Below are 24084 nucleotides of genomic sequence, written 5' to 3' on the forward strand. Positions count from 1 at the left end.
AACAAAAAACCAAGTAGCCATCTTTGAAGATTGGTTAGAGCAAAACCGCCGTGTATACAACTATGCGCTAGTAGAGCGGAGAGATTGGTTTAGATCCCGTAGCTGTCAAATTAACGCTTGCTCACTCCGATCTGAATACATCATCCCGGCTGATGCCCCTAGACCGACATTTGCTAATCAATGCAAAAGTTTAACCGCGTACCGAAAAACAAGTCCAAACTTGAAGCGGGTACACTCGCAGGTGCTACAGCAAACACTTAGACGGTTAGAGAAAGCGTTTGTCAATATGTGGGAGCAAGGACAATTAGAGGACTTGCAGCCGTGGGACACACGGTCAAGATGCTTTCCGAGGGTAAATTCATTGGAATCCCTACGACGAAAGAATCACCCCTCTTATAGGGGGGTGAGTGTCAAACGCGATCGCACTTTGACTTGCCAAGGCAGTAGTCCAAGCTACTGAGCTGGATTATGGGATTGGATCATCACCCCCTCTGGGGTATAAACCTCTACTCGCAGTTTGGCATTATCGCTAATCACTTCCAACGCTTCTCCCAAGGTCAAAATGTGATTAACAAGACCCGCATGAGCATTTGAGTCTCCTTGCGCTCTAGCTGTCATCGCCCGTCGTTGCACCATCTGGACGTAAGCAGGGGTTAACCGCACCTTGATCATCTTGTTGTCAAGCGTATAACTACAGATGCTGGGTGTCCCAGAACAGGTTTGATTCAGATCCCGACGGGCTTGTTGCATCTTTACGGCTAACTGAAGCTGGTTTTGAGCCTGTTTAAGCGCACCTCGGTAGGGTTCAACCAAAGATTGTGCCTTAGCGTAGTAATAGGTCTCTTGGGGTACCTGATTGACATAGGTTAAGGCATTGCGCCAGTGAACCAGAGCGACTGACCATTGCTGATCGCTTTGAGAATTCGTCGCCAGTTGAGCCAGCCGCACGCCTTGATTATAGGCATTAGCAGAAATTTGTTCTTGAGTTTTGCGATCGCGGGCTTTGGCAAGATTTGGTAAATACAGCGCCAATAACTCTTGGGCTTCCTCATAGGGGGTTGTCCCTTGGGGAATCTGTTTCAGACGCCGCATCGACGCTTGCCAAGTCGCATAAACTAATTGCCAGTCTGATAAGGATTGGGCAATTCCTTGGCGTACTTCAGCCATCCGCGCCGCTTCTTGAGCCGCTTTTAAATGTTCCTGGGCTTTTCGTTCTTTGAGCAGTCGCTGATTAATTTCTTCTAAGTTCGTCTTATACGCCTTAATTTTGGTTTTGGCTAAAGGTTGAAGATTGCTATCGGTGGGTAGCTGTTCCAATTTCGCGATCGCGTCTCGCCAGAGATTCTGAACTTCCCGCCACTTCGCTTCCGGATGCGGCGGGTTTTGGCTCTCATACCCGGCTCTAGCCGCCGTTTTCAGCGCTTCTACCATATCCGCCACGGTTTCGGATTGAGACTGATAGACTTGCAGTTTTTGTTGCGCTTGGCGGCGGTAACTGGACCAAGGCGGAATCGCCACTACTAATTGAATCGCTTCTTGTAACTGTTCTTGTGCTTCCAAAACCGCTTTTCCCGATTCTGGGTTTTGCAGGGTTTCTGCTGATGTCTGACTTAACTGTTCCGCTTCTGACAAAACCGTGCATTTACCCATAACACAAGGACGAGTCAGGACATAAAGCGTGCTCAAGAAAACCACCAAACTCAAGCCAGCACCCGCTACTACTAACGGTAGCCAGGATGATTTTAACCTGAGCTTGACTGACGGCGGTTGTTCGGATTCTGACTCATCCGCTTTATCGTTTACCTCCGGAATCGGTTGATCCCACGGATGGGATGACTCGGCTTGTGTTTCGTCCGAGTCTGAGTTTGGCGGAGTTTCCGTTTCAGACGGGGGGTTAGTCTCCTCTGTCTCGTTGGTTTCTACCGAATTCGCATCAGAGGCGGTTGTGGTTTCAGGTTCAGGTTCAGAGAAATCTAGGGAGAGCGATCGCGAAACGTAAGGTTTCTTTTCTCCAGCTCTGAGCAGGTTAACTCTTGCTTGTTGAGCCACCAATGGATATTGGCTGCGGATCGTTTGTTCTAAAAAGGCGAGAATCTCATCTTGATCCAGCGTCGCCTCAGCGGGATGCTGTACCCAAATCGCTAACCGTTCATCACTTCGCCGACACCGAACTTGAACAGGAATGCTCTCATGCAGGTATGACTGCAAGTCCTCCTGTAAGCAGTTGCCTAAATCCGTTAATTCCTCTGGGCGCGTCGCTGTTTTCATTTGCTCAAAGCTTGAGCGCTACTCTCAAAATTTACACCCCATTATGACCTATTAGTAGGTAGGGACAATTAAAGTTAACGGCGAAGATTGTCTTATGTCATTCGTCATTCGTCATTCGTCATTCGTCATTCGTCATTCGTCATTTGTCATTTGTCATTCGTCATTTGTTGATTGTTGATTGCAACTCAGCTCCCCCTGCTCCCCCATCTCCCCCAGCTTCCCCAGCTCCCCCTGCTCCCCCTGCTCCCCCATCTCCCCCTGCTCCCCCAGCTCCCCCAGCTCCCCCAGCTCCCCCAGCTCCCCCAGCTTCCCCAGCTCCCCCATCTCCCCCATCTCCCTCATCTCCCCCTGCTTTAAGATGAAGCCTTCCCACCCCAACCGGGAGCCTTTTGAGCCGCTCTCAGGACAAATGCAGCTAACTTTTCAATTTGCTCCCGTGGCATCCAGGTGTCTGGGACTTGGCGACACCAAAAACTTGGGGCGCTGCCATCATAAGTCATGGGTTCTCTGAGAAAAGAGATAATCCCATCAACATTATCGCGAGGTGGGGTAGCTCCCGCTAATGTTTCCAATCCTAGGGATACTCTGGGATCTTGGAGGGTGGTTCCGCCAACATGACAATTGATGCAATGGGTTTTAAACAATTCTTTCCCCTCCGCCAAATCGCCTGGGGTAAATGCCTTAGTCTGTCCCTGTCCATCTAAATCTAACGCGATGGGTTCAGTCACCTTTAAGAAGCGTTTAACGTAGTCATCTATCGCATAAGCCGGAGAGCTGGCGATAAAGACGATAGAGATAGCCATCAACGTAGCGAAAAGACCGCGAACTGAAAAAAATTTATATCGGCAGGAATGGCTAAGGCGAAATATTTTAATCCAATTAGTCAGCATTATTTTTTAGTTTCTTGTCTTTTATTTTTGGTTTATGAAGGGTTGAATAATAGCCAATTAAACGTTGAATGCTTTTAACTCCAATCTTTTAATTGTCTCCTTTCAACCCTTCAATGAATCATTCAGAAAAAGCCGGATTTAATTGTAAACCTTACCCCCTCCCCACATGATACCTTGGACTTTCGGCTGGACTAGAATATAACCCGCGATCGCTTTGAGGTCATCCTCCGTCAGATTTCTCATCTCAGGAAAGATATCGGCGCTGCGAGTACTGGGGTGGAATTCATAAATCTCCGTAAATCCATCGTAGGTTGTCGGGTTTTTCATATAGTCTACGAGAGCGTCAATGCTATCCCGAGGCGGGAATGCCAGTTTCAGATCTTCCATACGTAAGGTTACGTTGGGGTTTGTCTTGGTTCTGCCGCCGATATGACATTGACTACAGCTATCGTTAAACAGACGTTTGCCTTTGGCTACGTCTTCTAGGCTGAGAACGGTGGTATCACCCTGTTCATTCACGGGAACGGTGCGAATGTCCTCACTGAGTTCAAGAGCGGTTGCGCTACTCACCGCTATTTGAAATACAAAGAATACCATTGCCACAGCCAGCAAGATCAATCGTTTCATTCGGGGTTCTCCTTGGAAAATTTGGCTCATTCGTTTTAAATGGATGAAAATTGCTCAACCTGTAGCTTATACTCTACCTGAAGGGCATCGCCGTCAACCACTTCTGGGGATCAAACCGACAGTCTGCACGTTTAAAGATGTCACACTACGGATTTTCAGTGAACTCTTCACAGAAAACAGGGAATGCACAAGCCGCCCATCGTTTCTTACGTCACCAGCCTTGTCTCTGGCAATCCCTAACCTCAAGCGATAGCTAGGTTAGGGTTGTTGAATTTCAGTCTTTCAATGATTCCCAAAGGTTTACCTGGATCGGGTATCTTTTTTGTGGTAACCGTGTATTCGGCAGTAAGATCCACCTTTGATCGGTATGCAAACCCCATAATAATTAACTGACGAAATTGAGATTGAGTCACTTCACTATGAATATGATGCCATCCTGGGGACGCCTTTCTCTCAACAAGTTTTTTACGTCAAAGATTTATAGGTAAAAACTCACAAAACTCTCCCCCCCTCAAAACTCAGTTTTGTGATCAGCGCCTTTCGCCATCAACGTCATCGGTTCAGAATGGGAAACCACAGTAGGTGAGGTGGGAAAGGGTTGATGGAGGCGGATAAGCTGTGCTAACGTCTTTTTCAACTGGGTACGAGGGATGATCGCATCGACAAAGCCGTACTGGAGTAGATATTCAGAGGTTTGAAAGTCGTCGGGGAGTTTTTCGCGCAGGGTTTGCTCAATCACTCGGCGTCCCGCAAAACCAATGGTAGCTTTGGGTTCAGCCAGGATAATGTCCCCTAACATAGCAAAACTAGCCGTAACGCCTCCCGTAGTGGGATGGGTTAACACAGGGATATAGAGTAGGTTAGCTTGACGATGCTGTTCCAGCGCCCCAGAGATTTTCGCCATCTGCATCAGGCTTAACATGCCTTCTTGCATTCTCGCCCCCCCAGAGGCGCAGATAATCACCACAGGTAAGCGTTGACGGGTGGCTTGTTCGATCAGGCGGGTTAGTTTTTCGCCCACCACAGAACCCATACTACCACCCATGAATCGGAAATCCATGACGCCTAGGGCGATGGGTAATCCATGAAGCTGTCCGATCCCCGTTTGCACGGCGTCGGTGAGTTGAGTCTTGTCTTGGTAATCTTGTAGGCGATCTGTATAGGATTTGCGATCGCGGAATTTGAGCGGATCAGTGGGGCGAATTTGTTCATCCAGGGCTATCCAGGTATTTCCATCGATGAGCTGGCGAATTCGTTCATCGCTATATACCCGGATATGATGACCACATTCCGAGCAGACCATTTGATTGGCTCTCAGGTCTTTAGTATAGGTGAGAACCGCGCACGCCTCACATTTTGTCCACAATCCATCAGCAATTTCCCGTTCCCGTCGTTGTTGGGGCATCGGTTCTGATTTTCGTCGATTGGCAAACCAGTCAAATAAAGACATGAAACGTTTTTAATTCCTTAATAATTATCCGATATGTCTGCTTATTCCTCGTCTGGAGAACTGAGTAATAGCAAAGCTGTCCATTGATCATAAGAGCGAACTTGCAACGCAGCCGGACTTCCCGCGCCAAAATAGGACGGGATACCCTGATCAATAATACGACTAGGGATGTCGTGAGCTGCCAGAACTTGCTGCATCAGTTCGGCTTCCCAACGAGTATGGGTTGTTTTCAGCGTGATCCAGGTGGTCAAAATTAAGCAGGATGATCACAAGACAAGAGTTATTGTACTCGTTTGCGATCGTTATTCGTTATTCGTCATTCGTCATTCGTCCTTTGTCATACTCGCTTCCCGAAACGATCAAAGTCCCCCTTTTGAAGGGGGATTTAGGGGGATCTAAACTGTGAAGCACTGCTAACATCCATAACGAAAATCAATCGGGGTGAGGGGTTGAGCTTAAGTTGACACGGGTGGGCAATGCCGTGCCCCTACCATAAATGGCATTTGTGTGTAAGTCCTGTTGAAAGAACTTGTCGGATGTTGAGTTGATTTCCACCAACCATCCCAAAGTATCGTCAAATCACAAAATTTTAAGTATTTTATTGCTTATCGATTAAACCCTTAACAGCGGGGAGTAAAATTCAACCGAATAGGTCTCGGTGTCTCTCATGAAATCTGCTCCATGGTACTTGAGCTTGCTGTCTGTTACTCCAGCTATTCTTCTGCCAATAGTTGTGAGTCTTGTTGGTTCAGAAACACTGGCGCAATCAATTATCCCAGCATCTGATGGAACGGGTACGATTATTGACCAACAGGGAAATATATATACTATCAATGGCGGTAGTTTGTCAAGGGACGAAGCCAATCTTTTCCACAGTTTCCAGGAGTTTGGCTTAGATGCAGGTGAAATCGCTAACTTTTTGGCAAATCCTAACCTCAACACTATTTTCGGGCGAGTGATGGGGGGAAATCCCTCGTTGATTAATGGCTTGATTCAGGTGACAGGGGGAAATGCCAATTTATATTTAATGAATCCGGCGGGAATCGTGTTTGGACAAAATGCTCAGTTAAATGTCCCGGCGGATTTTATCGCGACAACAGCGACAGGGATTGGGTTTGGCGAGAATCGTTGGTTCAATGCCTTTGGCACAAATGAGTATCAGCAATTAGTCGGAAATCCGCAACAGTTTATTTTTGATGTGTCTCAGCCAGGAAGTATTGTTAATGCCGGAAATTTAGCGATCTCTCCGGGGCAGAATTTAACCTTACTCGGTGGTACAGTTATTAATACGGGAGAACTAACAGCACCGGGAGGAAGAATTACGATTGCAGCCGTTTCTGGTTCTGATCGCGTCAAGATTTCTCAAGCCGGACAGTTATTGTCTTTAGAAGTTGAACCATTGGTGAATAGTTCGGGACAAGTTATTCCTTTTACACCATTAGATTTAGCTGAATTGTTGACGGGGACAGAGGAGAATCTGGAGACAGGTGTTGAGGTGGATTCAGCCGAAACGGTGAAATTAACCGATTCTGACTTAATTCTCCCCAATGAAACAGACGTTACTATTATCTCTGGCACTATTGATGTTTCCCAGATCGGAAATGCTGGAACACCCGTGGGGGCGAACGTCTATGGGGAGGCGCACGTCTATGAGGGGGCGCACGTCTATGCGCCCCTACATGCGGCTTCATCTGCAACTGGCGGCGAGATAAATGTTATTGGCAAAACTGTAGGATTAATCAGTGCCAATATTGACGCATCGGGAACAAATAATGGCGGAACTGTTCGCATTGGTGGCGACTATCAAGGTGCAGGAATAATCCCTAATGCTGATCTCACATTAGTTGATGAAAATTCCACGATTCAGGCTGATGCTTTAACCGCAGGTGATGGCGGAACTGTAATTATTTGGGCAGATAAGCAAACTGTATTTTATGGCAACATTAGCACTCGTGGCGGACTCAATTCTGGTAACGGCGGTTTTGTCGAGATATCCAGTCAGGAAAAGTTAGCTTTTGATGGTGTTGTGGATGTAAATGCTATTGCAGGTGAAGCGGGACAATTATTATTAGATCCCACTAGCGTGATTATTGGCACAAGTGGAACCAATGATACAGCACTCAACGATAATCAAATCCTGTCGGGAGAGGGTAGCGGAAGTTTCCTAATTTCTGCTAATTCACTGTTAACTGCCTTAAATTCCGGGGATGTCTCAATTGCTGCGAGTAAAAATATTGATATTATCAGTGATATTAATTCCAGCAGTAGCAATAATTTAACCTTTGAGGCGGCATTCATTAATTTAGATGCCTCAATTGGCTTGAATGGTGGCAATTTAACCTTTGAAGCCCCCGTAATTCTCCGCAGTAGTCAGACACTTAGCACAGGTTCTACGGTTGGCGGTGATATTACCTTTAATAGTAGTCTTCATGCGTTTAATCCCGGTACAGATACGCTGACGTTAGAAGCTGGAACCGGGAATATTACATTTAATGGTGCTGTCGGTGGAGCGTTACCTTATAATGTGGCGGTACTGTTAGATGATCCAGTGGGATATTGGCGTCTTGATGAAGAGGGGGAGACGGCTTTTGATTCGTCTGGAAACAATATAGATGGCACTTATTTTGGTGGGGTAAATCGTAATCAAGAGGGAGCATTAGCGGATGATGCTAATCCAGCACCATTTTTTGATGGTACGACGGGGTATGTAGAAATTCCCGATTCAGATTTTATTGATTTTGGCACGAATGAGGATTTTACGATAACCGCTTGGATTAAAGCTTCACCCGTACAATTAGATACGGAACAGGGAGATAATGATGTCATTGAAAAATGGAGTGGAGCGCCAGATGGATATCCTTATGTGATTAGGTATTTCAACCAAACCATTCCTGAAGCAGGAAAAATTTATGGTGCTCAATGGGACGGTTCTAATTTTTCAACGGCTACTTCAACTCAACGGATTAATGACGGTAATTTTCATCACGTTACTTTTGTCAAAGAAGGTTCTAATCTATTTCTATACGTTGATGGAGTTCTACAACAGACTGGACTAGATGCCGCAACAGGTATAACCGAAAATAATTCCCCACTTTTTCTAGCACGTCGAGGAGATAACGCGCCACTTGATAACTTTTTCACGGGCAGTATTGACGAAGTAGCCATTTATGATTCTGCCTTATCCCCTGATGAAGTAGCCACCCAATACACCACGGGAACAGGTATGGCTACCTCAAGAAACCTCGGTGGATTAACGGTTAATAATGCCGCAAATATCATAGCCAATGATACAATAACTGCCAACAGTATTGACCTAACAGCCAGTCAAGATATCACCACTCAATCCCTAGACACAAGTTCCAGTTCAGGTGATGGCGGTTCCATTACCCTTAACGCTGACAATAATATTCAAGTTACCTCAATTAATACTCAAGGGGGAAGTAATGGTACAGGCGGAAATGTTGATATTACCGCTGGCGGGTTCATCCAGATAACCGACACATTCATCGACCAAAATGGTAGAAATGCTAGTATTTCTACAGCCGGAGGTAACAGTGGTGGTGGGATTAGCATCCAGCATGGCGGTCAGGGTGTGATTGCGTTTAATGTGGGTGATGCCTCAATTAATGGTACAGCAGGTATAATTACCAGTGGCGAGTCTAATCTTGAACTATCCCAATCGTTTCCTGATAACCAAACCGAAGGGAATATTCAGATTATCACCGATCAATTTATCACAGGTTCCTGTCCTCCCGACTGTTTAGATACTGAATCCAACGAGATAGATGAATCTGAGGATTTCGTACTTGATAATTCTCCAGTTTTGAGTGCGATCGCGGAAACTGAAACCGCGTTTACGAATGAATATGAAGAGTACTGGGGGTTAAGTGAGACGCCAATTATTACGCTGACACAAGCTCAAAGGACTTTACAAAGGATTGAACAGGCGACTGGGGTGAAGCCAGCTCTGATTTATGTGGTGTTTGTGCCAGGAGATGGTGTTGGAGATGATAGTAACAGAGGCGAAGTTGAGACGAGAAAACGCAGAGGTTCGCAGAGGGAAGCGCAGAGGTTCGCAGAGGGGTTTGGTGGTTGGGAGTCTATGGTTTTGGCTCAGGAGGTGTGGGAAGATACGGATAAATTGGAGTTGATTTTGGTTACGGCTGAAGGGGAACCGATGCGATTTGTTGTTCCGGGGGCAAGTCGGAAAAGGGTGATGGAAACTGTACAAAATTTCCGCCGTGCGGTTACGGATACTCGCATTCCTCGTCCGTATCTTTCTAGCGCCCAGCAGTTGTATCGGTGGTTAATTGCTCCGTTGGAGGAGGAGTTACAAGACAGAGACATTAATAATTTGGCGTTGATTATGGATCAGGGTTTGCGTTCCTTACCTGTAGCGGCGCTTCATGATGGGAAGGGTTTTATTGTTGAACGCTATAGTATTGGGTTTATGCCAAGTTTGTCGCTAACGGATACTCGTTATGTAGATGTGAGTGATTTACAGGTTTTGGCAATGGGGGCGTCTGAATTTACGGAGCAAAATCCCTTACCTGCTGTGCCTGTAGAATTATCCGCGATCGCAGATAAATTATGGCAAGGTGAATCCTTCCTTAATTATACGTTTACTCCCGCCAATCTTAAAGCAGCACGGGCGGATCAACCCTTTGGTATTGTTCATTTGGCAACTCATGGTGAATTTAGACCAGGTAAACCGGAAAACTCCTACATTCAGTTTTGGAATCAGAGACTATCTTTGGATCAAATTCGCCAACTTGGATTGCATAATCCACCCGTGGAACTGATGGTATTAAGTGCTTGTCGCACGGCATTAGGGAATGAAGAGGCGGAGTTAGGATTTACTGGATTAGCGGTACAAGCGGGGGTAAAATCAGCTTTGGGAAGCCTCTGGTATGTCAGTGATGAGGGGACATTGGGATTAATGACTACGTTTTATCAAAATTTAAAGCAAGTCCCAATTAAAGCCGAAGCGCTGCGACAAACCCAATTAGCGATGATTCAGGGTCAAGTGAAGATTGAAAATGGGCAATTGATTACTCCCAATGGAACGATTGATTTACCTGAAGAATTAGCTGGAATTGAGGATAAGGCGTTTACTCATCCTTATTTTTGGAGTTCGTTTACTTTAGTCGGAAGTCCTTGGTAAGGAAGTTTTAATTGTGTAGGGGCGGGTTTTACGACTATCGTTTCGGTTTCTACCCAGATATGAATAAACCCGCCCTGATCTACGTTGATCAGGAAGCACTAAAGTGCTGACTACGAACCTCTGCTGTGAAATTGCCAGAAACGCCACAAAAGAGCGATCGCTAAAATTATAGCGGGTGTGAGTACGGCAATCAGGGCATTCCCGGACGTTGCCGGAATAGGGGGTAAACTAGGACTGGCGTACTTAATCAGCAGGGAAATGCCTAGGGATAGAATTAAGACTTTGACAATGAAATTGAACTGAATACCCATAAGTTTTTAGGCTACCTGGTATGCGGTTGTGATATTATTCCTTTTTTTAGCACTGATGAGCAATGAGCAAATTCCCACCTGATCAGGTTTTTCTGCCTTAAATCAAAGCACCATGAATCACCTCAACCCATTGGACAATCAAAACCTCCAACGTTTACAGCTATTTGCCTACCTGCTGCCTGTGATCGGCTTTTTTCCGGCACTGTGGACACTCTACCGTCGCCAAGGAACACGAGAACAGCAAGCAGTGAGTCGTTTGTCCGTAACCTTGGCTTTCGCTTGGCTAGTAGGCTACATTTTATTATTGTCAGGGGCGCAGCTCACCGAGTTTTGGAGCTTCCGTCTGTTATTTATGAATACCATGCTCACCTCTGGGTATTTTTTAGTCAGTGTTTGGCTCATGGTGCGCTTGTGGCAAGGGAAGTTACCCCGTCTCCCTGGGATTAGCCAGGTGGCGGAAGGGAAAGTGCGAAAGCATCTGTCCGAGTAAACGATTTCAGCGTTTGGGTTGTCCAGTTATAGGAAAATGGTGACGGGCTTTTTGCCTGAAGTTGATCAACTGTTCTCATCTTTTGCCGTATTTGCCTGGTTCTGCCCCAAACGGTGAGAAAACCTGATATGAGTGTTTGTGTCAAACGCTCTAAACCAGACTCAGGGTAAGCAATGAGGGCATCGGCGTGTATCATTTGCCCAAACCCATCCTGATCGCTTATGTGTGTGTGAGGAAACCAAGTGCCAGCTCGAAAAACCTACGAAAAACCCCGCCCAGTACAGAAAAAGAGGAGTCAACCGCCGAAAAAGAAATCGGCTAAAGCTAAACGAGGACATTGGCTTTGGCTTTGGTTAGGTTTTACTGGCGTCGCCATGTTATCCGCGACAGCCGGGGCAATGCTTGCTGTTTCGCTATCGAGTATGCCTTTACTGCAAAGCCAACTGAGTGCTGATGAGGCAGCCATCTTTAGCGACAAGGGTAGTATGACCCGCAATAGTATGCGACTACCCGAATTGACGCGACCTGTCAATATTTTGATTTTGGGGACGAAGGTTCTTACCTCTGACTTGGATCAACCTCTAGAGGAAGACTTGGGCTACCATGCACTGGTCAATTCCTTTGATGGGCATTCCGACACCATGCTTTTGGCTCGGTTTGACCCCAATAACCAAAAATTAAATGTTCTCTCCATTCCCCGCGATACCCAAACCTACGTTGAAGGGTATGGTGTGACTAAAATCAACGCGGCTAATTACCATGGTGGACCAGCATTAACGGCAAAGGCAGCCAGTGAACTCCTCGACGGTGTAGGGATTGACCGTTATGTCCGAGTGAATGTCCAAGGTGTGGAAAAGCTCGTGGATGCCTTGGGTGGCGTTACTGTGTATGTTCCCAAGGACATGAAATATCAAGATGATTCTCAACACCTCTATATCAACCTTAAGCAAGGTAAACAGCATCTGAATGGCGAGCAGGCAATGCAATTTTTGCGCTTTCGCTATGACAAATATGGGGATGTCGGTCGAGTACAGCGCCAGCAAATCCTAATGCGGGCATTAATCGAGCAAGCGCTCAATCCTACAACTTTAGCCCGACTGCCTAAAATTTTATCGGTAATTCAGTCTCACATTGACACCAACTTAAGCGTTGAAGAATTGGTGGCTCTAATCGGATTTGCGGTTGATAGTAAACGGTCTGACGTACAAATGTTAATGGTTCCGGGGCGGTTTAACGGCACGGGCGAAAATGAAGTCAGTTACTGGTTACCCAATCACCGCCAGATTCGGCAAATGGTAGCTCAACATTTCGATCAAGGTTATAGCGAACTCTCCGATCTTGACCCAGCTTATTTGCGGGTGGCGATTCAAGATAGTACCGATAATCCAGAAGCCGTTCAATCCCTAATCAGTACCCTAAGAGAAGCGGGTTATCGAAATAATTATGTCGGCGAACCTTGGGCAGAACCCTTAAAAGTTACACGCATCATTGCCCAAAAAGGAGACGAAGCCAGCGCTGCGGCTATCCGGGCTGATTTGGGATTTGGTGAGGTGCGGGTTGAGAGTACGGGGTCTCTAGCCTCCGATGTGACTATTCAGTTAGGTCAAGATTGGCTGGAACAGCAGGATTTCTCTGATGAGGGGTTTTTTAATTTCTAGGTCATTGGTCATTGGTCATTGGTCATTGGTCATTGGTCATTCGTCAATTTGCGAGAATTGAACGGTTAGGTCGGGGCGGGTTTCGTTATATCAGGGTGACAACGAAATGTTAGTAGTAAAACCCGCCCCTACATCGGAACGTCTCTACAACCCCTGTTCCTGATAACTGATAACTGATAACTCAGCGATCCCCTTTTTACCTCAAATGTCATGAAACCCTGACAATGCGATCCCCGGTAAGCTTGAAAATTCGTCAATTCGTGAAAATTGGCGTCTTGATCCCCTTGACCATACCTAAGGCTTTTCTGGTACATAGATAAATAAAGCGATCCCAAAGAAATACTCAAATCAGTATTTCTGTGATCCTTACTGGAGAAATCTAAGTGTTATCGGGAGAAATCCCAACGTCAGCCTAAACAGTAAGTCATGCGTGAGTTTGTACCTGCCCAAACGAAAGACGAATGCAATACGTCACCGAGATTGACTTACTCCAAGGCGGTAGGAATCATCAACCTTTATCAAATATCAGATGCGATGTTGTTAAATTATGATCCCCATTTTTTGATTCACCAGGAGATATACAACCTACCGACCTAACAATTGGAGAGCATATTCATGGCAAAAGAACGCCCACCTTTAGAAGAGATGACCTTACGGCAACTGCGTAGAGTTGCGAGTGAGTACGGCATCTCACGGTATAGCCGGATGCGTAAAGCACAGTTACTGGCAGAAATTCAAAAAGTCCAACATACCAAAATCTCGCTCAGTCCAACTAGCACAGTGGAGGCACAACCAGAAGTGGAAGCATCTAAATTTGAACTCGGTCAAGACGATCGCACCGGTGGTGATCTAGCATCTGTAGACGAAGGATTACCTGATTTACCCTCTGGTTATGGGGAAAGTCGGATTGTCCTCATGCCCCGCGATCCCCAATGGGCATATACCTACTGGGATATTCCCAACGAACACAAGGAAGATCTGCGGCGTCAGGGAGGACAGCAATTAGCGCTGCGGATTTATGATGTCACCGATATTAACCTGGAATACCAAAGCGCCCATAGCATTCAGGAATATCCCTGTGACGAACTAGCAAGAGAATGGTACTTACCGCTACCCGTTAGCGATCGCGACTACGTAGTGGATATCGGTTATCGTTGTGCCGATGGTCGTTGGTTAATCCTAGCCCGTTCTACACCCGTCCATGTTCCCCCGGTTTATCCCAGCGACTGGATTGAAGACCAATTCATCACCGTTAACTGGGAGGAAGAACTCCAAGGCAAGACGGTATACGAGTTGGTTCCTCCCAGCAAGCGCCAACCTGTTACCGCAGATACCGCAGATACCGAGAACCCCATCTACGACGAAATCTTTGGCATGGCAAAATCTGCCGAAGCTCAGCGCGTCGCGGGTTCTATGTACGGTTCAATGCAGCATGTTCCCGGATCGATGGCTCCGTCTCAATCCGTCAGTTCCTACATCTTCCCCTCTGGGGTAGGGATGTGGGCTGTACCCACCATGTCTGGCTTAACCATGTCTGGTGTCGGCATGTCCGGAGTCGGGATGGGGATGTCTGCCTCTATGCCACCCATTCGTCCTCGTCAGTTCTGGTTAGTCGCTGATGCTGAGTTAATCGTTTACGGCGCAACCGAACCTGATGCTACCGTAACCATTGGCGGGCGTCCAATTAAACTCAACCCAGACGGAACCTTCCGCTTCCAGATGTCCTTCCAAGATGGTTTAATCGACTACCCCATCATGGCAGTCGCAGCAGATGGCGAACAAACTCGCTCGATTCAGATGAAATTTACCCGCGAGACGCCCTCACGCAATACCAACACCAAAGAAGAAGCCGTTCCCGAATGGCTGTAACGATTCAAGGGTGAAGGACAGTGAAGGACAATAGATAACCAAGAACGGTCATCAAACTTGTCACTTTACACTTCATCCCCAATTTTTGATACGGCTCAACCTATCCCCTGGCAACTGTCGGGGGATTTTTTTTCAAAACTTTCATCAAACAAAATAGGATGACACTCGAAGAAATTAGCCTCATGCTGACAGAACTTTTTAATTCCCAGGCGGTTCAACAGGTAAAATCAGGGACATGGCAGGTGGAAACACCTCAAGTGAGAGTGTTAACTGATGGTGGGGGTTTGGGGGAGGCGATAAGTCCCACGCTCTACCCTTCGACTCCGCTCAGGGTGAGCGCCCTTGATACTTGGGATCACCCCCAAGTAAATTTTATTGGTCAATCCCGATAAAATTTACTTGCCTATCCTGAGCCTATTTACTGAAAATGGTATATATTAGTAAGAAAAGGTGAAAACAATGCAACATCAAGCCGTCAAAGTTAGGCTGTATCCGACAACTGAACAACAAGAAATACTAGCTCAACACTTTGGCTGTAGCCGTTGGTGGTGGAATCATGCTCTTAATCTGTGCATTGAAACCTACCAGCTAACGGGTAAGGGCTTGAGTCAGTCCGCCTTGAATGCATTTTTACCTAAGCTTAAAAAACAGGAGGGGACTGAATGGTTGTCTGACTGCTATTCTCAAGTCTTACAAGCGACTACGCTTAACTTAGTGACTGCTTACCGTAACTTCTTTGAGGGTAGAGCTAGATACCCAAGGTTCAAGGATAAAAAGAATAGGCAATCTATTCAGTATCCCCAGTCAGTTAGGGTTATTGATGACTGCCTCAAATTTCCGGGTCGCGTCGGCATAGTGAAAGCTAAAATACACCGACCAATCGAAGGAACTATCAAGACGGTAACGGTTAGCATGACCCCATCGGGGAGATATTTTGCGTCCGTATTGACTGAGGTAGAAGGGGATAACCCACCGAGTAACACTGATGGTAATGTAATCGGGATTGACCTAGGTTTAAAGGACTTTGCTATTGTCAATGATGGTGTTAAGACCTCTAAGTTTGCTAATCCTAAACATTTAGCTAAACATGAGCGTAACCTTAAGCGCAAGCAACGGAAATTAGACAGAAAGGAGAAAGGAAGCAAGTCAAGAGATAAAGCAAGGAAACTGGTGGCTAGGGTTCACGAACGAGTATCAAATGTCCGTCAAGACTACCTGCATAAGCTGTCCAGAAAGCTTGTTGACGAAAACCAAGTCATCGTAGTCGAAAGCCTAAATACTAAGGGCATGGTTCGTAACCACAAACTAGCTGCATCTATTTCTGATGTAGGCTGGGGAATGTTTGTCAATTTCCTATCGTACAAGCTTGAATTTGAGGGTAAGGTATTGGTAGAAATTGACCGATGGTTTCCTAGTTCTAAACTCTGCTCAAACTGCCATTATCAAGTGAAGGAGATGCCCTTAGAGGTTAGGGAATGGACTTGCCCTAGCTGTGGCACTCACCACGATAGAGACGGTAATGCCTCAGCAAATATCAGAGCAGAAGGCATCAGAATCTTATCGGTCTCAGGGACTGGGACTGCTGCTGACGGAGGGGAAGTAAGACCAAAGCTTGGGCGTAAGTCTAAGCTGCGGCATTCCCCAGCGAAATCAGAAGCCCACGCTGTACTGAAAGTCAGCGATGGGTAGTTCACAGGGGCAGATTCTGGGACAACTGACACCTGTTTGGGTGGGTATTATCAGTCTAAATGCATCAACGGCGTTGGGTACAACTCCAATGTCTGTGTCACCAGTGAGCCACAACCCTGTTCATTTCCCTAACCTGATGGAACTCTCTCAGAAGGCAGAAGGCAGAGGGCACAAGGCAGAAGATGAAGATCACGCTTACCAGGATGATATTCCGATCGCACAAACTCCGCCCACGATTCCCAACCCCGAAACCATCCAACCCAATCCGGACGATCGTTTTCCTCAACCCACGCCTAGTCCTGAACCCTTACGTCCTGATGAGTCCCCACCGTTGACCCAACCCGAACCCACTCCCTCTCGTCCCACAAATTCTAACGTGGAGATGATTCAAATCGAGAAAATCAATGTCACAGGTAGCACCATCTTTGAAACCGAGGACTTCAATCCCATTGTCCAACCCTTGGAAGGAGAAGCCGTTACCCTGCAACAACTCCAACAGGCTGCTGATGCCATCACTCAACTCTATTTAAATCGTGGCTACATCACCTCAAGAGCCATTCTAGTAGACCAGGTTATTACGGATGGCGTCGTAGAGATTTTTGTTCTGGAAGGGAGTCTGGAGGAGATTAAAATTGAGGGAATTCGTCGCCTTAAACCCAGTTATATCCAGAATCGGATTCAGCTTGGTGTCAGCACCCCCTTAAATACCGCTCGCTTGGAAGATAAATTGCGGCTACTGCGGGCGAATCCCTTATTTGAATCCGTAGACGCCAGTCTTCGTGCGGGTAGTCAACCGGGAAAAAGCAATTTAATTATTCGTGTTGTTGAAGCCAATCCCTTTGAAGGTAGCTTCACCGTCGATAACTATTCACCGCCAAGTGTGGGTTCAGAACGATTGGGCGTAAATGGACGCTATCGGAATCTGACCGGGTATGGGGATGCACTGACAGCTAGTTCCTCCTATTCCACCACGGGCGGCTCAAACGTGATTAACATGGGCTATCGCCTTCCCCTAAATCCTAAAAATGGCACCCTGCAAGTGCAAGCCAGCCTTGATCGCAATCAAATCACAGCCGAACCCTTTGCTCGATTCGATATTGAGGGGGAATCAGAACAGTATGAGATTAGTTTTAGTCAACCCTTAATTCGCACCTCCCGTGAAGAATTCTCCCTATCCCTGAGTTTTAGCTATAGGGAAAGTCAGACATTTTTGTTAGATATGCCTGCCCCTTTAAGTCCTGGTGCTGATGCAGACGGGATAACGCGCACTAGTGTGATTCAATTTGGACAAGACTACCTACGTCGTGATTCTAGAGGAGTCTGGTCAGTGCGATCGCTCTTTAGTCTGGGTACAGGGTGGTTGGATGCGACTGTTAATCCCGATCCTGATCCGGATGGACGTTTTTTGAGCTGGCTGGGTCAGATCCAACGAGTTCAAATTTTCAGTGATGGTCATTTTTTAATTATGGGGGCTGACATTCAACTGACTCCCAATACTCTTTTACCGTCTCAGCAATTTGTCATTGGTGGCGCTCAATCTGTGCAAGGCTATCGACAGAACGCTCGAATTGGCGATAATGGCGTGCGATTGTTCCTAGAAGACCGGATCACCTTAGAGGAAAATGCATCAGGTGCGTCAACGTTCCAAATTGCGCCATTTTTCAATGCGGGTTGGGTGTGGAATAATCCTGATAATCAGAATATTCTGCCTCAAGAGCAGTTTTTAGCCAGTCTGGGTATGGGAATACTTTGGCAACCCCTACCTGGATTAAATTTGCGCCTTGACTATGGTTTACCCTTAGTCGAACTCGAAGATCAAGGTCAAAATGCTCAAGATGAGGGATTTCACTTTTCAGTTCGCTATCAGTTTTAAGCGGGGGGGCGAGGGTGTAGAGACGTAGCATGCTACGTCTCTACAACTTCCCCAATTACAGTTGTTGTCTGAAAAGACTATGATTGATTGGGTATCGTGTTTATGCAAACCTGCCCCGTGACTTCATCTCATCGTTCCCATTCGCTGCCTGATCCGTTAAATGCATGGCATACCCAATCCATAGACGAGTCGCTTGCCCAACTGGAGAGCAATCCGCAGACGGGTTTAAACTCTGAACAAGTCAGAGAGCGATCGCAATACTACGGATTGAATGAACTCGAAGAAACTGCGGGTCGCAGTTCTTGGGCTATTCTTCTGGATCAGTTCACCAACATCATGCTAATCATGCTGATTGTGGTGGCAATCATCTCCGGAGTCATTGATCTGATCGATTGGCGACAAGGAGGATTAGAGGCGGGTCAAGTTCCGTTTAAGGATACGATCGCGATTCTGTTAATCGTTATTCTTAATGGCGTCTTAGGCTATCTCCAAGAAAGTCGGGCAGAAAAAGCTCTCGCCGCCCTGAAAAATCTCGCCTCTCCTAAAGTCCGTGTCCTCCGCGAGGGTAGACCGATGGAGGTGGATAGCAAACAGCTTGTCCCTGGAGACATTATGCTCCTGGAAGCGGGGGTGCAAGTTTCTGCTGATGGACGGTTAATTGAGGAATCAAACCTCCAGATCCGGGAATCCGCTTTAACTGGAGAAGCGAACGCGGTGAATAAGGAAGCTGCCCTTACTTTAGCGGAAGATACCCCCTTAGGCGATCGCATCAATTTAGTCTTTCAAGGTACCGAAGTTGTTCAAGGTCGAGGCACCGTCCTAGTTGCAGCCACAGGGATGAAGACGGAACTGGGACGGATTGCCGAAATGTTGCAAGGGGTGGAAAGCGAACCAACACCCTTGCAACAGCGGATGACCCAATTGGGGAATGTCTTAGTCAGTGGTTCCCTAATTTTGGTCGTGCTGGTTGTGGTTGGCGGCTTAATTCAAAGTGGCGGAGATTTAGGCGTCTTCCAACAACTGGTGGAAGTGTCCCTGAGTATGGCGGTAGCGGTTGTGCCAGAAGGCTTACCTGCTGTAATTACCGTTACCTTGGCATTGGGAACTCAACGCATGGTGCGTCGCCATGCTCTGATCCGGAAACTTCCGGCTGTGGAAACCTTAGGCAGTGTGACGACGATCTGTTCAGATAAAACTGGGACTCTGACTCAAAATAAGATGGTCGTGCAATGGGTAATCACGCCCCACCACACGTTCCAAGTTACGGGAGAAGGCTATGCGCCTAACGGGGAGTTTCTCATCGCCGAGGCAGGGGTTTCTGCTCAAGAGTATCCCGAATTACAGGTCTTACTTCAAGGGTGCGCCCTCTGTAATGATGCCGTCTTGCAATATGAACAGGATGATTGGCTGATTTTAGGAGATCCCACGGAAGGGGCATTAATTACCCTAGCCGGGAAGGGTGGTGTTGATAAAGAACCGTTGCGGCGTCAGTTTCCCAGGGTGGGTGAAATTCCCTTTTCCTCAGAGCGGAAGCGCATGAGTGTAATATGTCAAGGATCTAATGGCTCAGCGGTAACCAATGATGGACAAGGAACCTACCTCATGTTTACCAAGGGTTCCCCTGAGTTAGTCTTGGAGCGTTGCCATTCTTTGCAGGCGGGCGATCGCACCGAGGTGTTGACCGATGAGCAACGAACGGATATTTTGCGACACAATAATCAAATGGCTGGGGCGGGATTGCGAGTTTTGGGGTTTGCCTATAAGCCTCTGGAGGCTGCACCTGATGACGGGGTAGAGGCGCATGAAGCGACAGAGCAAGGATTAGTGTGGTTAGGATTGGTGGGGATGTTAGATGCCCCTCGTCCAGAAGTTCTGGATGCCGTGCGCCGCTGTCGGAATGCGGGTATCCGCGCGGTGATGATTACAGGCGATCATCAGCTTACGGCTCGCGCGATCGCTCATGCTTTGGGTATTGCGGATCAACATGATCGGGTTCTCACGGGTCAGGAGTTACAAAAGCTGGCACAATCGGATCTGGATAAACAGGTGGAAGAGGTGAGCGTTTATGCTCGTGTTTCTCCTGAACATAAGCTGCGGATTGTACAAGGGCTTCAGCGTCAAGGTGAATTCGTGGCAATGACGGGGGATGGGGTGAATGATGCTCCCGCCTTGAAACAAGCAGATATCGGGATAGCGATGGGGATTACCGGAACCGATGTGAGTAAGGAAGCCAGTGATATGGTACTCCTGGATGATAACTTTGCCACGATTGTTGCTGCGACTGAAGAAGGTCGCACGGTGTATGATAATATCCGCCGCTTTATTCGCTATATCTTGGGCAGTAATATTGGTGAGGTGTTAACCATTGCCGCTGCACCGATTATGGGACTCCCCGATGTTCCCCTGTCGCCGTTACAAATTCTCTGGATGAACTTAGTCACTGATGGTTTACCTGCTTTAGCGTTAGCAGTAGAACCGGCTGAACCGGATGTAATGAAGCGTCCTCCCTTTAGTCCCCGTGAGAGTATTTTTGCCCGGGGGCTAGGTTTGTATATGGTTCGCATTGGGATTATTTTCGCCATTGTCACGATTACGTTAATGGCGTTGGCGTTTGACTATTTTCCACTCCACTGGAAAACGATGGTCTTTACTACATTATGTGTGGCTCAGATGGGACACGCGATCGCGGTTCGTTCCAATACTCGTTTAACTGTTGAGATAAATCCGTTCTCGAATCCCTATTTAATTTGGGCTGTAACAGTGACGACGATTTTGCAATTGGCATTGGTTTATGTGCCATTTTTACAAAATTTCTTTGGTACAGAACCGCTCACGCCGACTGAATTGTTGATTTGTTTAGGGTTTAGTACGTCATTGTTTATTTGGGTTGAGTTGGAGAAACTGTTTATTCGTTGGTACAAGAATCGGTGATTTTCTGACAAAGGACGAATGACCAATGACGAATGACCAATGTACTTAAAATGCTTAAAATTGCGCCAGTTTCGGAATTATCGGGATTGCTTGGTTAATTTTGAGGCACCGAAAACGATTTTGGTGGGAAATAATGCTCAGGGAAAGTCTAATCTGCTAGAAGCGGTAGAATTACTCTCGACGCTGAAAAGTCATCGTTCAGGACGCGATCGCGAAATGGTGTTGGAAAACGCCTCAATGGGTCAGATCCAGGCTATCTTGGAACGGGCGTATGGTTCTATTGAACTGAGCTTAACGCTTCGCAGTCAGGGACGCCGCACTGTTGCTCTAAATCGCGAATCCTTACGTCGCCAGCTAGATTTTTTGGGGATTTTGAATGCGGTACAGTTTTCCAGTCTGGATTTGGATTTAGTTCGTGGAAGTCCGGAACGACGCCGGAATTGGTTGGATTCTATTCTTACCCAACTTGAACCGATTTATGCTTATATTTTGCAGCAATATAATCAAGTCCTGCGCCAGCGCAACGCCTTGCTCAAAACCATTCGCAAGCAGGATGAAAAGGGGACACAAGAGGGGGTAATATCAAAGCAGCCCCAGGCAGAACTCGCGCTTTGGGATGCACAACTGGCAACAGCGGGGTCGCGTGTGACTCGGCGTCGTGCTAGAGTGTTGCAACGATTAGCACCACTTGCCCAATCTTGGCATAGTAGTATTAGTGGTAAAACAGAGTTACTGGAAGTGACCTACGCGCCAAATGTCAACCTAGAGAAGGATGACCCAGAAGGTGTTCAACAGGCATTTTTAGATAAACTCCACCATCGTCGTTTTCCTGAACAGCGTCAGGGGATAACTCTGGTTGGTCCACACCGAGATGATGTGGAATTTACAATTAACCAAACCCCTGCCCGTTCCTATGGTTCTCAAGGACAACAACGGACGTTGGTTTTGGCACTAAAATTGGCAGAATTAAAACTAATAGAAGAGGTTGTGGGTGAACCGCCCCTGTTATTACTGGATGATGTTTTAGCAGAACTTGATCCTAACCGCCAAAATCAGCTTTTGGATGCGATTCAAGATCGGTTTCAAACCCTGATTACAACCACTCACTTGGGCGCGTTTGATTCCCAATGGTTGAACTCCTCGCAGATTCTTTCCGTTCAAGCGGGTCAAATTCTACCACTTGCTTAACGAGGATGGGTTAGGCGTCATTTGTCCTTCGTCATTTATTCTACAATTATATAGTTTTTGATAATCATCTCTATATCAGCCCATTAATTACCAATTTAAACGTCTTATGCTGTATGACAAGTATTGCATTATGATCTGAATTATTAGGCGTACAGTGTTAAGCCTTGATATTACTTAATGATTTCTTTAAGCTTGATAAAGAAGGTAACCATTTGAGCAAAATTGCAATCATATAGCAGTATAATCTGTATTAGGAAAGTCAGGTAGGAAAAATTTTACAACGTTTTTACAACGTTGATGATGTTAAATTGGGGTGATGTCCTCGATCCGTGGACGAGAACATAAGCCAGCCGTTACCAAGAGACAAAAGCAGATATCATAAGCAAGTTCAACCGTCTGCGCTTTGCCTTGGAGCCTTCTTTGACTAAGAGATTTACCGCTCAATTTGACTGATTGTCAGAAAGGGATAAATTATACTACAGTTTGCAAAAAATGGGTATGAACGTAAATTTTTTCAAAGAAGGTTTATTCATTAACTATCAGGATTAAAGTAGGAAGAGAATCCTATTAAAGTTATCAATCCATTCAACTTTGCCCAAATCAGAAATACTTAGTGGACATTGTAGCTATGAACGTTAGACAACTTCTCAAACTGTACGAACAAGGAAATCGAGAATTCACCGGGATTGACCTCAGTGGGGCTAACCTCAGGGGAGTCATGTTAATCGGAGTGAACCTAACCGGGGCGAATCTCAGAGGCGCTGATTTTAGCCGAGCATTTTTACTCAAATCAGATTTTAGTGGCGCTCAGATGAATTGGGCTAATCTTAATTACGTTAAAATGAGTGATGCCAAACTCATTGAAACGGATTTGACGAAAGCTAATATGAGTGGTGCTTTTATGGTCAAATCAAAGCTCACGGGTGCTAAACTCAGTGGGGCAATATTGAATGGTACGAACCTCAGACGTACCAACTTATGGGGGGCCAATCTTTGCGGAGCGCAGTTAGAACGGGTGAATTTGCGGGATGCAAATTTAACGGGCGTGAATTTCAAATGGGCGAATTTATCGGAAGCACGGTTGATTGGTGCTAGGGTTTATGGGTCAGCACTGAGTTTTGTCAATCTCAGCTACGCCTGGTTAAAAGATTTAGATTTAGCGGGCGCTGATTTAGAAGGGGTTAATTTCAGTGGCGCGAGATTAAGTCGGGCGAATTTAGAAGGGGCAAGTTTGATTGCCGCGAATTTAGAATCCGCTAAACTGGATTGGGCGAATCTCCAAGGCGCAGATTTGACGGGTGCTAATCTCACTCAAGCTAATCTGGAGAATGCGAATCTAACCTGGGCAGTTCTCAGAAAAGCTGATTTGCTTGATGCCAATTTGAAAGGTGCAAAACTCTATGGTTTAGATATTAACGATATGCAAGTTAGTAATGGGGTAGGATTTCAAGCCAATAATCAGGAAGTTGGATTTCAAGCCAACAACCAATTTGTTTATTCAACGGCTGTGTGACGAAAATTGATACTATAGAATCGGGCGCAAAGGTTGGGTTCTATACGGTTTCCGGACGTAAGTTAATCCATAAAATTAGCCATGTAGTGGCGTAACACAACTAAAATTATGGCATAGACAGAGTTCGTAGTAGGGGCTTTAGCCCTAGATTCCGGTGAGTTTC

General features: G+C 46.5%; 17 protein-coding genes and 1 pseudogene. 11 read left to right on the top strand and 7 right to left on the bottom strand.

The genetic code is table 11. The features are described from left to right. Positions 1-301: pseudogene (locus tag RIB93_RS21185) on the top strand (RNA-guided endonuclease TnpB family protein); the annotation flags it as partial. 152 nt (positions 302-453) lie between these two features. Here RIB93_RS21185 and RIB93_RS21190 read toward each other — a convergent pair. The 6 genes from RIB93_RS21190 to RIB93_RS21215 form a co-directional block, all read right to left on the bottom strand. Continuing rightward, a complete protein-coding gene (locus RIB93_RS21190; RefSeq protein ID WP_446375329.1) occupies positions 454-2268 on the bottom strand; it encodes a hypothetical protein in 1815 nt (604 codons plus the stop codon). 160 nt (positions 2269-2428) lie between these two features. Then, positions 2429-2641, bottom strand: coding sequence for a hypothetical protein (locus RIB93_RS21195; protein WP_446375331.1), 213 nt, complete (start codon positions 2639-2641; stop codon positions 2429-2431). Continuing rightward, positions 2622-3071 carry a photosystem II cytochrome PsbV2 gene (psbV2, locus tag RIB93_RS21200; protein WP_446375333.1) on the bottom strand — a complete coding sequence of 150 codons (450 nt, stop codon included), beginning with the start codon at positions 3069-3071 and terminating at the stop codon, positions 2622-2624. Before psbV2 ends, RIB93_RS21195 begins: the two co-directional genes overlap by 20 nt. 225 nt (positions 3072-3296) lie before the next feature. Continuing rightward, complete coding sequence (psbV, locus tag RIB93_RS21205; protein WP_446375335.1) at positions 3297-3785, bottom strand: photosystem II cytochrome c-550; 489 nt, start codon at positions 3783-3785, stop codon at positions 3297-3299. Between the two features lie 511 nt (positions 3786-4296). Continuing rightward, positions 4297-5235 (bottom strand): acetyl-CoA carboxylase, carboxyltransferase subunit beta, encoded by a 939-nt coding sequence (gene accD / locus RIB93_RS21210; RefSeq protein WP_446375337.1) that lies wholly within the window; start codon positions 5233-5235, stop codon positions 4297-4299. Between the two features lie 41 nt (positions 5236-5276). Further along, positions 5277-5486, bottom strand: coding sequence for a hypothetical protein (locus RIB93_RS21215; RefSeq protein WP_006100380.1), 210 nt, complete (start codon positions 5484-5486; stop codon positions 5277-5279). Between the two features lie 416 nt (positions 5487-5902). Between RIB93_RS21215 and RIB93_RS21220 the strand changes: the two genes are divergently transcribed. Then, positions 5903-10399 carry a CHAT domain-containing protein gene (locus RIB93_RS21220; protein ID WP_446375339.1) on the top strand — a complete coding sequence of 1499 codons (4497 nt, stop codon included), beginning with the start codon at positions 5903-5905 and terminating at the stop codon, positions 10397-10399. Positions 10400-10509: 110 nt separating this feature from the next. On the opposite strand, the gene RIB93_RS21225 is transcribed toward RIB93_RS21220, so the two are convergent. Next, positions 10510-10710, bottom strand: coding sequence for a hypothetical protein (locus tag RIB93_RS21225; protein WP_446375341.1), 201 nt, complete (start codon positions 10708-10710; stop codon positions 10510-10512). 112 nt (positions 10711-10822) lie between these two features. Between RIB93_RS21225 and RIB93_RS21230 the strand changes: the two genes are divergently transcribed. From RIB93_RS21230 to RIB93_RS21270, 9 genes are all read left to right on the top strand, one after another. After that, entirely contained in the window at positions 10823-11200 is a 378-nt protein-coding gene (locus tag RIB93_RS21230) for a hypothetical protein (RefSeq protein ID WP_446375343.1), read from the top strand. Positions 11201-11442: 242 nt separating this feature from the next. Further along, the gene (locus tag RIB93_RS21235) at positions 11443-12858 is read left to right on the top strand and encodes an LCP family protein (protein WP_446375345.1); all 1416 of its coding nucleotides are present in this window, start codon (positions 11443-11445) and stop codon (positions 12856-12858) included. A gap of 615 nt (positions 12859-13473) precedes the next feature. After that, the gene (locus tag RIB93_RS21240; protein ID WP_446375347.1) at positions 13474-14727 is read left to right on the top strand and encodes a DUF4912 domain-containing protein; all 1254 of its coding nucleotides are present in this window, start codon (positions 13474-13476) and stop codon (positions 14725-14727) included. A 158-nt stretch (positions 14728-14885) separates the two neighbouring features. Then, on the top strand, positions 14886-15119 hold the full coding sequence (locus tag RIB93_RS21245; RefSeq protein WP_006100719.1) for a hypothetical protein: 234 nt from the start codon (positions 14886-14888) through the stop codon (positions 15117-15119). Between the two features lie 67 nt (positions 15120-15186). Further along, positions 15187-16416, top strand: coding sequence for an RNA-guided endonuclease InsQ/TnpB family protein (locus tag RIB93_RS21250; protein WP_446375380.1), 1230 nt, complete (start codon positions 15187-15189; stop codon positions 16414-16416). After that, positions 16409-18289 (top strand): ShlB/FhaC/HecB family hemolysin secretion/activation protein, encoded by a 1881-nt coding sequence (locus RIB93_RS21255; protein WP_446375349.1) that lies wholly within the window; start codon positions 16409-16411, stop codon positions 18287-18289. Before RIB93_RS21250 ends, RIB93_RS21255 begins: the two co-directional genes overlap by 8 nt. 102 nt (positions 18290-18391) lie before the next feature. Further along, positions 18392-21220, top strand: coding sequence for a cation-translocating P-type ATPase (locus RIB93_RS21260; protein WP_446375351.1), 2829 nt, complete (start codon positions 18392-18394; stop codon positions 21218-21220). 39 nt (positions 21221-21259) lie between these two features. Further along, complete coding sequence (gene recF, locus RIB93_RS21265; protein ID WP_446375353.1) at positions 21260-22408, top strand: DNA replication/repair protein RecF; 1149 nt, start codon at positions 21260-21262, stop codon at positions 22406-22408. Positions 22409-23036: 628 nt separating this feature from the next. Then, positions 23037-23921 (top strand): pentapeptide repeat-containing protein, encoded by an 885-nt coding sequence (locus RIB93_RS21270; protein WP_446375354.1) that lies wholly within the window; start codon positions 23037-23039, stop codon positions 23919-23921. The last annotated feature ends 163 nt before the right edge of the window (positions 23922-24084 follow it).

This window comes from Coleofasciculus sp. D1-CHI-01, assembly GCF_040218875.1.
In the GTDB taxonomy this organism is placed as follows: Bacteria; Cyanobacteriota; Cyanobacteriia; order Cyanobacteriales; family Coleofasciculaceae; genus Coleofasciculus.

Bases quoted from the DNA above. Each gene is read 5' to 3' on its own strand.
- RIB93_RS21270 (WP_446375354.1), top strand. From the start codon at position 23,037: ATGAACGTTAGACAACTTCTCAAACTGTACGAACAAGGAAATCGAGAA.
- psbV2 (WP_446375333.1), bottom strand. From the start codon at position 3,071: ATGGCTATCTCTATCGTCTTTATCGCCAGCTCTCCGGCTTATGCGATA.
- RIB93_RS21230 (WP_446375343.1), top strand. From the start codon at position 10,823: ATGAATCACCTCAACCCATTGGACAATCAAAACCTCCAACGTTTACAG.
- recF (WP_446375353.1), top strand. From the start codon at position 21,260: ATGTACTTAAAATGCTTAAAATTGCGCCAGTTTCGGAATTATCGGGAT.
- RIB93_RS21250 (WP_446375380.1), top strand. From the start codon at position 15,187: ATGCAACATCAAGCCGTCAAAGTTAGGCTGTATCCGACAACTGAACAA.
- RIB93_RS21225 (WP_446375341.1), bottom strand. From the start codon at position 10,710: ATGGGTATTCAGTTCAATTTCATTGTCAAAGTCTTAATTCTATCCCTA.
- RIB93_RS21220 (WP_446375339.1), top strand. From the start codon at position 5,903: ATGAAATCTGCTCCATGGTACTTGAGCTTGCTGTCTGTTACTCCAGCT.
- RIB93_RS21190 (WP_446375329.1), bottom strand. From the start codon at position 2,268: ATGAAAACAGCGACGCGCCCAGAGGAATTAACGGATTTAGGCAACTGC.
- RIB93_RS21260 (WP_446375351.1), top strand. From the start codon at position 18,392: ATGCAAACCTGCCCCGTGACTTCATCTCATCGTTCCCATTCGCTGCCT.
- RIB93_RS21240 (WP_446375347.1), top strand. From the start codon at position 13,474: ATGGCAAAAGAACGCCCACCTTTAGAAGAGATGACCTTACGGCAACTG.
- psbV (WP_446375335.1), bottom strand. From the start codon at position 3,785: ATGAAACGATTGATCTTGCTGGCTGTGGCAATGGTATTCTTTGTATTT.
- RIB93_RS21245 (WP_006100719.1), top strand. From the start codon at position 14,886: ATGACACTCGAAGAAATTAGCCTCATGCTGACAGAACTTTTTAATTCC.
- accD (WP_446375337.1), bottom strand. From the start codon at position 5,235: ATGTCTTTATTTGACTGGTTTGCCAATCGACGAAAATCAGAACCGATG.
- RIB93_RS21255 (WP_446375349.1), top strand. From the start codon at position 16,409: ATGGGTAGTTCACAGGGGCAGATTCTGGGACAACTGACACCTGTTTGG.